The sequence below is a fragment of the Petrocella atlantisensis genome (assembly GCF_900538275.1).
Taxonomy (GTDB): domain Bacteria; phylum Bacillota; class Clostridia; order Lachnospirales; family Vallitaleaceae; genus Petrocella; species Petrocella atlantisensis.
The window spans coordinates 3,010,635-3,023,507 of sequence record NZ_LR130778.1; the positions used below are offsets into that span (position 1 = coordinate 3,010,635).

A 12,873-nucleotide genomic window follows, 5' to 3' on the forward strand; every position below is an offset into this window, starting at 1 on the left:
CAAAAAATGAAAACAGTACAAGGTGGTATAACAGCAGCTAAAGGCTTCAGTGCTCATGGGGCACATATTGGTATTAAAAGGAAAAGAAATGATCTTGCGATGATTGTATCAGAGGTACCGGCCCTTTATTCAGGCACCTTTACAACCAATGTGGTAAAGGCGGCACCGGTTATATGGAATATGGAAATATACAAACACAAGCATCCGGTTATGGCCATTGTCGTCAATAGTGGTAATGCCAATGCATGTACAGGCGATCAAGGTGATGTTGATAATGAGAGAATGGCAATGACGCTAGCTAAGGGTTTGGGTATAAAGAAAGAAAATGTTTTGGTAGGATCTACAGGTGTTATTGGTGTTGAGTTACCGATCGAGAAAATCATTAAAGGGATTGAAGAAAATATATGCCACGTAAAGACAGGTTACGAAGCCGGACGTTTAGCAGCAGAAGCCATTTGTACAACAGATACTTTTACCAAAGAAGTAGCTGTAGAGATTGAAATTGGTGGAAAGACCGTAACAATTGGTGGTATGGCAAAGGGGTCAGGTATGATTCATCCTAATATGGCAACGATGCTCAGTTATGTTACAACAGATGTTGCCATATCTTTTGATATGTTAGATCAGGCCGTCAAAGATAGTGTTGAGGATGCCTATAATATGATCAGTGTAGACGGCGACACTTCCACCAATGATATGTGTACTGTTATTGCTAACGGTATGGCTGGTAATGATATAATTGTTGAAGAGCACGAAGACTATCTAACATTTAAGAAGGCTTTGGATTATGTAAATAAGACTTTAGCAAAGCTGATCGTCAAAGACGGAGAAGGTGCTTCTAAATTCATAGAAGTGAATATGTATGGAACAAGAAGTAAAAAAGAAGCCCAAGTATTGGCCATGTCTGTAATCACATCGAATTTAGTCAAGACTGCTTTTTTTGGTAATGATGCAAATTGGGGTAGAGTCTTATGTGCCATGGGTTACTCAGGGGTTAAGTTTGACGCTAAGAAAGTGACCTTAAAATATGAGAGCATTGCCGGAACAATTGATTTGATGGTGAATGGTGTGCCACAGAAGTTTGATGAGGAACGTGCCTTTGATATTATAAAAGAAAAAGAAGTAACGGTGAATGTTTTTCTAGAGGAAGGTACATCCAAAGGAACAGCATGGGGATGTGACTTAAGTTATGAATATGTGAAAATTAACGGAGAATATAGAACCTAATCATAAAAGATGGTCTACAATTAAGGAAGGAGATTATGATCGTATGGCAAATGTCATCATCATAAACATAAATCATGGAAAAGTATATTAACAAAGCAAAAGTACTGATAGAAGCCCTACCTTACATTAAGGAATTTAACGGTAAAAAGGTGGTCATCAAATATGGGGGTTCTGCGATGGTGGATGATGCCATAAAAGCATCGGTTATAGAAGATATTGTACTCATGAAATTAGTCGGGTTCCAACCGGTAATTGTCCATGGTGGTGGAAAAGAAATTAGTGACATGCTCACAGCCATCGGTATAGAATCCAGATTTCAAAATGGTCTTAGAGTGACCGATGCTGCGACAGTAGATGTGGTTGAAATGGTATTGGCCGGAAAAGTGAATAAAAGCATTGTACAACTGATTCAAAATCATGATATCAACGCTGTAGGCATCACCGGAAAAGATGGAAAAACCCTAAAGGTTAAGAAAAAGCTGGTAGATGGTGAAGATATAGGTTTTGTCGGAGAGATTACAAAAGTGAACACGAAGCTCATAGATTCTCTACTAGAAAATGATTTCATACCGGTCATTGCACCTATTGGAACGGATGAGGCAGGAAATACCTATAACATAAATGCGGATTATGCAGCATCGGCTATTGCAGGCGCCCTTGAAGCAGAGAAATTAATTTTCTTAACAGATGTGGAAGGTGTATTAAGAGATATAGATGATAAATCATCATTGATTTCAAAAATTGCTATGGAAGAAGTAGATACATTGATTCAAGAAGGCGTTATTTCAGGCGGTATGATTCCTAAAGTAGAATGTTGCGTTGAAGGACTCATTCATGGTGTTCGAAGTGTCCATATTTTAGATGGCCGCGTACTTCATAGTATGCTACTTGAGATTTTCACTAAAAAGGGTGTCGGAACTATGTTTTGTAAGTATTTTGATTAGGAGGTAGTGGTATGCATGATTCATGGATTGAAAAAGGTCAAGAAGTTTTTTTACAGAACTACAAACCCCTTCCGATTGTTATCGAACGCGGCGTGGGAAATTATATATTTGACAAAGAAGGTAACAAATATTTGGATTTTGTAGCCGGTATTGCAACCAATGCTTTAGGTTATAGCTACGAACCCTTAAAAAAAGCAATGAAAGACCAAATTGACAAGATTACCCATTGTTCCAATCTGTACTATAATGAACCCAGTATTCGTGCGGCACAGAAGTTGGTGGAACTTAGTGGTTTAAGTAAAGTATTTTTTTGTAACAGTGGTGCTGAAGCCAATGAAGCTGCACTCAAGCTTGGAAAAAGATACATTAATAAATATATTGGTGAGAATAAGACAGAAATCGTAACCATGAAAAACTCATTTCATGGCAGAACCATTGCGACAGTATCAATAACAGGACAGACCAAGTATCATGAAGGCTTTGCACCCTTGTTTCAAGGGATCACATATACACCATTTAATGATGAAGAAGCCCTTGGAAAAATACTAACAGAGAAAACAGCAATCTTAATGATTGAACCTATACAAGGTGAAGGTGGCATAAGACCGGCAGAAAAAGTTTTTCTACAAAAAGCAAGAACCTTATGCGATGCTTTGGATATCGTCTTGATTTTTGATGAGGTCCAATGTGGTATCGGACGTACCGGAACTGTTTTTGCTTACGAACAATACGACGTTAAGCCGGATATCGTAACCTTAGCAAAGGGTTTAGGTGCCGGTTATGTAATTGGTGCCATTATAGCCAATGAGAAGACAGCCAAAGGTTTTGAACCGGGAACCCATGCTTCTACATTTGGGGGAAACCCATTATCCACAACTGCAGCAGGTGTTGTACTAGATGCCCTCGTTCATGAAGGCTTACTTGAACATGTCAAGACGATGGGTTCTTATTTGGAAACTTGCCTAATGGAACTTAAAAAGCGTCATACATCTATCATAGATGTTCGAGGTATGGGGCTGATGATGGCAATAGAAATGGACGATCCAGTAGGGGACATCATTGCCAAGGCTCTTAAGAAGGGGCTTATGCTTATTAATTCTGGAACGCATATTATTCGTTTTGTACCACCGCTTACAATCAAACAGACAGAAATCGACGAAATGATACAAATATTAGAAGATGTTTTATCTTCAAAATGATTATTTAAAGCAAGGAGGAACTTATGAAAGGTAGATTATATCTAGAAGACGGTACGATTTTCGAAGGTGAGAGCTTTGGTGCAAACACAACCTTATTTGGCGAAATCGTTTTTAATACAAGTATGACCGGATATCAAGAAATATTAACAGACCCATCTTATGGGGGACAGATTGTAACCATGACCTATCCCTTAATTGGGAATTATGGTATTAACGATGTGGACTATGAATCAGATAAGATTCAAGTAACCGGATTTGTTGTAAAAGAATACGCACAGGTGCCCAATCATTGGCAAAGCAAAAGATCGCTGGATGATTATTTGAAAGCCAATAACATACCGGGTATTTCAGGCATTGACACAAGAAAGCTAACAAAAATTATTCGTAACAACGGGACCATGAATTGTATCATTACAACAGAGGAAATAACCCCTGATTTGATTAGCCAACTCAATAATTATCGTTTTCCAAAAGACATTGTAGCACAGGTGTCCTGTGATACAATCAAAAATTATCCGGGAGACGGCATAAAAATTGCACTTATTGATCTGGGCATTAAGAAGGGTATTATCCATCAATTACAAAACCTAAATTGTGATATTACCGTATTTCCACATGATATAACAGTGGATCAAGTGCAAAGTCATGACCCGGATGTGGTCTTCTTTTCTAACGGCCCCGGCGACCCCAAAGATGCCACATCAGCTATTGAATTAGCCAAGCAATTACTTGGTAAAAAGCCCATGTGGGGCATTTGTCTTGGACATCAGATCTTAGCCTTGGCACTTGGTGCGGATACATATAAGCTAAAGTTTGGGCATAGAGGTGCCAACCATCCGGTTATCGACACAGAAACCGGCAAAGTATTCATGTCTTCACAAAACCATGGCTACGCTGTGGACGAAAAGACATTTACAGATCATATTAAAGTAACCCATTATAATGTCAACGATGAAACCAATGAAGGCCTAAGTTGTGGTCAATATAAGGTATTATCCGTACAGTTTCATCCAGAAGAAGGACCCGGTCCGGAAGATGCCCATTATATTTTCGAAAAATGGGTCGGTGGCTATGAGAAGGCGGTGATGACGCATGCCTAGAGATACGAGTATTCATAAGGTGATGGTCATTGGATCAGGACCTATTATTATTGGACAAGCAGCGGAATTTGATTATGCCGGTACACAAGCTTGTAAATCATTAAAAGAAGAAGGCATTGAAGTGGTTCTGGTTAATTCTAATCCAGCCACAATCATGACGGATGACAACATTGCAGATCATGTTTATATACAACCTCTTACACTAGAGGCTTTAACTTGGATTATCGATAAAGAGCGACCGGATGGATTACTGGCCACTTTAGGCGGACAAACCGGCCTGAATATGGCGGTAGAACTGGATGAAGCGGGTGTGCTTGAAAAGTATAATGTAAGGCTCCTTGGAACATCATTAAAAGCAATTAACCAAGCAGAGGACCGAGAAAGTTTTCGTCAACTTATGCATGATATCGGTGAGCCAGTACCAAAAAGTGAGATTGTTACAACCATGGAGCAAGGCTTAGCGGTAGCTGATTCAATAGGTTTTCCAATCATCATAAGGCCAGCCTTTACAATGGGTGGCCTCGGTGGCGGTATTGCTAAAAATATGAATGAGCTTAAGGAATATTTACATACTGGGCTTATGCATAGTCGAATCAGTCAAGTATTACTGGAACAATCGGTTGCAGGTTGGAAAGAAATCGAATATGAAGTCATGAGAGACCAAAATGATACAGCCATTATTATTTGTAATATGGAGAATTTTGATCCTGTTGGTATCCATACAGGCGACAGTATTGTCGTAGCACCCTCTCAAACACTCTCAGATGAAGAATACCACATGCTTCGTACAGCTTCACTTAAGATTATCAAAGCTTTAAAAATCGAAGGTGGCTGTAACGTCCAATTGGCCCTAGATCCAAAATCCAAATCCTATATTGTCATTGAGGTTAATCCTAGAGTTAGCCGTTCATCAGCACTGGCATCAAAAGCAGCCGGCTATCCCATCGCAAAAATAGCGGCAAAAATAGCCATCGGTTTACATCTGCATGAGATCTCCAATGCAGTTACAAAAAAGACGAAAGCTTCTTTTGAGCCGGCATTGGATTATATAGTAACGAAGATTCCTAAGTGGCCTTTTGACAAGTTCGATTATGCAGATCGAACATTAGGAACGCAAATGAAAGCGACTGGAGAAGTTATGGCCATTGATCGTACTTTTGAGAGTTCTCTACTCAAAGCCATCATATCTCTAGAAGGCAAGGAAACAGGTCTTAGAAAAGAATCCTTACTTAAGCTTTCTAAAGAAGTCATTATTAAGATGCTGGATATGGTAGATGACCAACGCATCTTTGTGGTAGCAGAAGCCTTAAGAAAAGGTGTATCCGTTGATAAAATCAATGAAATCACGTGTATCGATAATTGGTTTTTGGAGAAGCTTAACAATATTATTAAAATAGAAAAACGCCTGTCCAGTGAGCCGATTACAGGTGAACTACTTGCAAAGGCAGAGAAGATGGGTTTTACGGACATAGAGATACAGGCACTGTCCGGTAAAGACTATAGAATCATTGATGCCATACGTCGTGCCCATGGTATGTATCCGGTATATAAGATGGTAGATACCTGTGCTGCAGAGTTTGAATCCTCAACACCCTATTATTATTCGACGTATGAGGATGAAGAAGAAAATGTCATCAGTAAAAAAGAAAAAATTATAGTCATTGGCTCTGGACCTATTCGCATCGGTCAAGGGATTGAATTTGACTATTGTTCTGTACATGCCGTTTGGGCCATACAAGAACTTGGTTACGAGTCTATTATTATCAATAACAATCCCGAAACAGTAAGTACAGACTTTGATATAGCTGACAAATTGTATTTTGAACCACTATTTATTGAAGACGTAATGAATGTAATAAGAAAAGAAATGCCAAAAGGCGTTATCGTTCAATATGGTGGCCAAACAGCCATTAATTTGGCGCCTAAGTTAGTGAGTCGCGGTGTTCAAGTTCTTGGCACCTCAGTGGATTCCATTGATGTGGCAGAAGATCGAAAACGTTTTGAACGTCTACTTAGAGAACTGGACATACCTCAACCAATGGGTAAGGCTGTAACCAATATAGATGAAGCTATTACCACAGCTAGAGGTATTGGCTATCCGGTTCTGGTACGACCTTCCTATGTTATTGGTGGTCGTGCTATGATGATTGTTCATAATGACATTGAATTAATGAGTTATGTAAAAGAGGCTGCATCTTTATCGGAAGATCAACCGATTCTCATTGATGAATATATTGATGGTATGGAGGTTGAAGTGGACGCCATTGCCGATAGAGAGAACATACTTATACCAGGTGTGATGGAGCATATAGAACGTACGGGTGTCCATTCCGGTGACAGTTTCTGCGTGTACCCGCCACAAAATATTTCAGATGCGATGATGGACATCATTGTAGAGTATACATATAAGATTGCCATGGCGCTTCAAGTCGTAGGCCTGATGAATATTCAATTTGTCATTAAGGATGAGAAAGTATATATTATTGAAGTGAATCCCAGAGCATCAAGAACGGTGCCTATCATTAGTAAGATCACCAAGATTCCTATGGTTAAAATCGCTATGCAAGTCATCTTAGGTGACAAACTATCTGGGCTTGAATATGGGACGGGGCTATTTAAGACCAGCAATCTCATAGCGGTTAAAGCGCCGGTCTTTAGTTTTGTAAAGTTAGCGGGGGTTGATGCAGCATTGACACCGGAGATGAAATCGACAGGTGAAGTTCTTGGTGTGGATAATAACTATGAGAAAGCATTGCTAAAAGCCTTTCAAGGGGCTGGATTTAAGTTTAAGACAGCAGGGAAGGTGTTGGTTTCTGTTTCCGATGCTTCAAAAGAAGAGGTCTTACCTTTTGTAAAGGAATTGGAGGCACTTGGATTCGGTATCATGGCTTCTACAAAGACAAGTCGATATCTAGCGGAAAAAGGCATTGAAAATGAAACGGTGAATATATCAGATTTGTCTGATATACAGCTTATGTTTAAAAAAGATGAAGTCGCAATGGTGATCAATGTACCCACAAAAGGCAAGGATGTAAGTCGAGACGGTTACAAATTAAGAAATTTAGCTGAACATCTCAGTGTGCCAAGCTTTACATGTTTGGATACTGTCAAAGCGTATTTACAAGCATTGAAAACGTATATGGACAATGCACCCATTGACTATGATACAATAGATGCTTATATGTAATTATGAAGGAATAGGATAGTTTACTCTAAAGGTGGTTGAATGATGAAACGGGTCTGGATATTGATGTTGCTTCTATTACTGAGTGGATGTCAAATAGGAAACGAAAAATTAAATCAACAGGATCAAAACATAGAAGAGAACTTACAGGAAACAGTTACACCGGCTATTGATTCAGAACTTGACTTAGAGGGTGAAAACGAAGATTTGTTAGAAGAAGAGTTAGTCTTTGAAGTATTAAACGAAGCTATCCAATTAGAAATGTCCATTGATGAGATAATATCTAATCTTTCTTTAGAAGCAAAAGTAGCTCAGATGTTTTATGTAACCTTAGAAGATTATGAACGAACAGGATTGCCTTATGGTGGTATAATCTTTTTTAAGCACAATATGATAACCGCTACTCAGACCCAAAATATAATCACCAAGATTCAAAGTGAATTAACGATTCCGGCTTTCATAGGCATAGATGAAGAGGGAGGATTGGTATCGAGGATTACCGGCGAGTCCAGTATCGGAGGTACAAAAATACCCGATGCATGGGTGCTGGGTCATGTTACAACCCCTAATGCTGTCTATATAGCCAATGAAATTATTGCCAAAGAAATCCGTACATTGGGATTTAATATGAATTTTGCTCCGGTAGGAGACATTCATACGAATCCGGAAAATCCAATCATAGGATACAGAGCTTTCTCAGATGATCCTAAGGTGGTTAGTGAAAAAGTGATGGAAGCCATAAAAGCATTTCAGGAACAGGATATAATTCCGGTTATCAAGCATTACCCAGGGCATGGAGATACTTTAAATGATAGCCATCTTGAAACAGTTTCGTTAAATCATGACTTAAGTCGATTGATGTCTATTGAACTTGTACCTTTTATAGAAGCTATTGAGGGTGGGGTTGATGTTGTCATGGTGGGTCACCTTCAGGTACCTAAGATCACTGGGGATACAACACCTGCTTCTCTTTCTGAAATCATGATCCAAGAAATATTAATTGATGAATTGGGTTTTGAAGGTCTTATTGTTTCAGATGCCCTGAATATGAAAAGTATCGTGGATCATTATTCTACAGAGGTGATGATTGACAAGGGACTTGACGCAGGATTAAGCCTATTTCTTATGCCTGAGAAAGTGGATGAGGCTTATGGATATCTTTTAGAAAAGGCAAAAGCCTCCAAAGACATAGAAAAGAAAATAGATAAAGAATTGAGAAAAATAATACGATTGAAATTGGAAAATAATTTATTTGAGCATAGGAATCAAGTATTAAAAGATCCTGTAATTGGTAAAGTAGAAGACCAAGAAAAGATAGTAGATTTATTGAATGAATAACAAATGATTGATCTAGCGTTTATAAGTTTGATGAATCAAGCAAATCTCTAAGTGGAACAAGCTTAGGGATTTTTTCATATATTTTGCAGGCTAATTATGATATGATATAAAAGTGTTAATTATGGGATAGTTTTAGAAAGAGGTTCATGCATGACGAAAAAATACAAACAAACAATTAAACAAGAATTTTTTGTGATCGGTTTTTCCAGTGCCTTGATTATAGCTTTTGTTTTTATTCTACTAGCATCTGCAAGCATCTACCTATTAAGTATGGACAATGCACAAAAGAAACTGGAAATGGCTAATATACATATGAGCACGTATACGAATGGCGTGTTAGAAAGTCTTGTTATGTCCACCAAAACTAATGCTGCTTTTCCGGGAGCCATGGACTATGAAGAAGGTCGTGCTGAAGCTAAAGAAAAACTACTTCAGCTTTTTAGTGCCACAACACAAGCCAACCCAAATATCAAATATTCCTTCGCGGGTTATGAAGATGGTACACTATTAATAGAAGGATATGAAACACCTGTTGGGTTTGATGCTCGTCTTAGACCATGGTATATATCCGCTGTAGAAAGTTACCCTCATTTATCAATAGGCCTCCCATATCAAGATGCACTAACTTCCGAATGGTTGGTTTCAGTATCATTAGCCATGGTGGACCAACAAGGTATACTAAAGGGTGTCATGGCGGTTGATTGTAGTCTGGATTATATAAAAACTATTATGTCTGAGGTGTCTTACTACGATTCACAAATGAATTATGTGCTAGATGAGAATCGCATTGTATTTGTTCATAACAATATGAATTATTTACGCCAATCGATAGATACAGTTGTTCCGGGTCTATCCGAAAAATTTTCTGAGGATTCTGGTTTTATTCGATATGCAATTGATGGAAAAGAAAGATTAGCATTTTATCATAGACTAGAAGAAGCAGATTGGATTATTGTTTCTGCTATTGATGCTTCGGAAGTCATTGGACCGATTGCAAGGACAATTGTCTATATTATTTTGGCCTTAATTCTCTTAGCGATACTACTGGGGATTGGGCAAGTAAAAGTATATGAAAAAAGCTTTGTCAAGCCAATTACGGCACTTCGAGACCATATTGCAGAGATTACAAGCGACCAAAAAGTCGCTCGGTCAAGTCAACCATATATCTATTCTAATAATGAGCTTGCAGATATTGCTGGTAAGATAGAGGAAATGGCAGAAACATCACTGCGTAAGAAGAACGATGAATTAAAACTCATCTTAGATGCAACAAGCGATGGTATTTTGGTACTTGATTTAGAAGGAAATGTGATTCATAAAAACGAAAAATACTCACAATTTAAGTATCATCTTGATCAAATAGAAGCTCATAAAATAAGTAATCATGAGCAACTTATTAAAAGAGAAGAAACTTTTGAAATATTACACCTGAATGGAGAAATGGTGCTTGAACAATACACTTGTCCGGTATTTAATAATGGCGTACTAAAGGGCCAATTATGGCGCTATAGAGATATAACTGAGAAATTCAGAGCAGAGGAAGAGTTGAAATGGCTTGCAACTACGGACCCTTTGACAGGACTGTGGAATCGCCGCTATTTTCTTGAACGTGGAGAAATAGAAATTAATGCAATGTGTCGAACAGGGCTTCCTTTATCCTTATTGTTCATTGATATTGATTTTTTTAAAAGCATTAATGACAATTTTGGCCACCGAATTGGTGATGAAGTGCTTAAATACATTGGGGTGACACTCAAAAATCATGTTAGAAGTATGGATATTGTGGCACGGCTAGGTGGTGAAGAGTTCTGTATATTAGCGCCTAATACCAGCTTACAATCTGTTAACCAGTTAGCAGAAAAGCTGAGACTTTTTTTCGAAACAAATGTATACCAATTAGAGGATAAAAAAGTACAGTTTACGATTAGTGTTGGCGTTGCAACATACTCTGAAGGTATTGAAAGTATTGAAGAATTGTTGATTGCAGCGGATACAGCCTGTTATATTGCAAAGAATCAAGGTCGTAATAACGTAGTATCTAGTGGAATGTTCGGATAGAACTTAATAATGGTTAAGGTAAAGAAGCGGCTACTACTATCCATGATAGAGGTAGTCTTTTTTATTCTCTAGGAAAGACATACTTTAGTTTGTTTATATCATAAGACTTATTTATTGTGAAAATTTTCATAAAATCATATTAGTATAAAGAAATAAGCTAAGTAAAATTAAGCATTTGAGGTAAAGAAAAGTTGTAAAAAAAATAAGTCGCACAAAGACAACTAAAAAACACTTGACATTATGTGCATATTATACTAAAATTACTTTATGAAAAGCTTTTCAAGCTTTCCAGATAACGCAACCATTATACAGTAATAGGGAGGAACAAAAATGAAAAGATTGTTAACAATAATAATGGTACTTGCAATGGTAACAGCATTGTTTGCCGGCTGTGGGAAAACAGAGACCCCAGAGACAGGTGAAATGACAGAAACAGAAACAGGAACAGAGACGGAAACAGAAACACCAGCATCAACAGAAGGCCAAAGCGTCGTCATCTATCAGAACAAAGTAGAGATTGGCGAACAACTGATGGCATTTGCAGCACTGTATGAAGAAGAAACAGGTGTAGAAGTAACAGTCAAAACATCCGGTGGTGACACCCCATACGCAGAGAACCTAAAAGCAGAATTCCAATCTGATAGACAACCAGACATCTATGTAATAGAAGGTATGGGCGGATACAACACATGGAAAACAAAACTTACACCATTTGAAAACGAAGAATGGATGGATTTAACAACACTCGAATTTGCAGTAGACGGTCAAGTATATGGTTTCCCAGTAGCCGTTGAAGCATGGGGAATGGCATATAACAAAGACATCTTAGATCAAGCAGGTGTGGATCCTGCAACCTTAACATCACAAGAAGCGTACAAAGAAGCCTTCGAAAAAATCGATGGTATGAAAGACGAACTAGGTCTCAAATCTGTCGTAGCGATGGCAGCAGGACCAGATATGAGATGGGTAACAGGCTTACATAACTTTAACGGTTACTTATCAGCAGGCCTAGAGTATGGAGACACAACAGTACTAGACAAACTCAACAGTGGCGAAGCAGACCTAGAGCGCTTAACACAGTATGCAGACTGGGTAGAACTACTCTTTGCATATTCAGACAATGCGGTATTATTAACAGGTAACTATGACGCACAAGTTGGCCAATTTGCAACCGGACAAGCAGCCTTTGTACATCAAGGAAACTGGATTGACCCATGGTTAACAGACAATGGCGTAGACTTCCCAATGGGCTTTGCACCTCATGCATCCGTATATGGTGAGCACAATGCAATCTTCATAGGCGCACCATCATACTATGTACTCAACAGTGACAGCCCGAACCAAGAAGCAGCAAAAGCATTCTTAAACTACATGGCAACAACAGAAGCAGGACACAACTACATGGTTAACGAAGCAAAAATGGTACCAGCCTTCACAAACGTAACCCTAGTACCGGACACCCCACTATCAGCCAATGTAACAGAGTGGTTAAAGAAAGAAAACGGTGCCTATACATGGTTACAAAACGACATGCCGGACGGATTTGGAATGGGAACCATCGCACCACTATATGAAAGTTATGCAAAAGGCGATTTAGACAAAGAAGCCTTCATAGCACAACTGGTAGCAAAAATAGAAGAAAACAAATAAGCCGTAAAAAGTAAATAAAAGCAAAACAAAAAGAAACGCTTGGGAAGGGTGTGTGTCTTGCACACACACCCTTCTTAATTGATAGGAAAGCAATACTTTCCTATCAATTAAGAAGGTTTGTATCCGGATGCAGGAGCAAAACTCTCTTCTTATAAAAAAGCCTACATAAGAAA

The 12,873-nt window shown here is 38.5% G+C and carries 8 protein-coding genes; all 8 read left to right on the forward strand.

Translation table 11 applies throughout. The annotated features are described in order from the left end of the window. Window positions 1-6: 6 nt before the first annotated feature. The 8 genes from argJ to PATL70BA_RS13935 all read left to right on the forward strand — a co-directional run bounded on the left by argJ (window position 7) and on the right by PATL70BA_RS13935 (window position 12,700). A complete protein-coding gene (argJ, locus tag PATL70BA_RS13900; RefSeq protein ID WP_125137934.1) occupies window positions 7-1,227 on the forward strand; it encodes a bifunctional glutamate N-acetyltransferase/amino-acid acetyltransferase ArgJ in 1,221 nt (406 codons plus the stop codon). Between the two features lie 74 nt (window positions 1,228-1,301). After that, complete coding sequence (gene argB, locus PATL70BA_RS13905; protein ID WP_125137935.1) at window positions 1,302-2,171, forward strand: acetylglutamate kinase; 870 nt, start codon at window positions 1,302-1,304, stop codon at window positions 2,169-2,171. Window positions 2,172-2,182: 11 nt separating this feature from the next. Then, window positions 2,183-3,370 (forward strand): aspartate aminotransferase family protein, encoded by a 1,188-nt coding sequence (locus tag PATL70BA_RS13910; RefSeq protein WP_125137936.1) that lies wholly within the window; start codon window positions 2,183-2,185, stop codon window positions 3,368-3,370. 23 nt (window positions 3,371-3,393) lie between these two features. Next, window positions 3,394-4,470 carry a glutamine-hydrolyzing carbamoyl-phosphate synthase small subunit gene (gene carA / locus PATL70BA_RS13915; RefSeq protein WP_125137937.1) on the forward strand — a complete coding sequence of 359 codons (1,077 nt, stop codon included), beginning with the start codon at window positions 3,394-3,396 and terminating at the stop codon, window positions 4,468-4,470. After that, on the forward strand, window positions 4,463-7,657 hold the full coding sequence (gene carB / locus PATL70BA_RS13920; protein WP_125137938.1) for a carbamoyl-phosphate synthase large subunit: 3,195 nt from the start codon (window positions 4,463-4,465) through the stop codon (window positions 7,655-7,657). The genes carA and carB overlap by 8 nt, the downstream gene beginning before the upstream one ends. Window positions 7,658-7,696: 39 nt before the next feature. Continuing rightward, window positions 7,697-8,992, forward strand: coding sequence for a glycoside hydrolase family 3 protein (locus PATL70BA_RS13925; RefSeq protein WP_125137939.1), 1,296 nt, complete (start codon window positions 7,697-7,699; stop codon window positions 8,990-8,992). Window positions 8,993-9,142: 150 nt separating this feature from the next. Then, on the forward strand, window positions 9,143-11,050 hold the full coding sequence (locus tag PATL70BA_RS13930) for a sensor domain-containing diguanylate cyclase (RefSeq protein WP_125137940.1): 1,908 nt from the start codon (window positions 9,143-9,145) through the stop codon (window positions 11,048-11,050). A gap of 330 nt (window positions 11,051-11,380) precedes the next feature. Then, on the forward strand, window positions 11,381-12,700 hold the full coding sequence (locus PATL70BA_RS13935; protein WP_125137369.1) for an ABC transporter substrate-binding protein: 1,320 nt from the start codon (window positions 11,381-11,383) through the stop codon (window positions 12,698-12,700). Window positions 12,701-12,873: the final 173 nt, after the last annotated feature.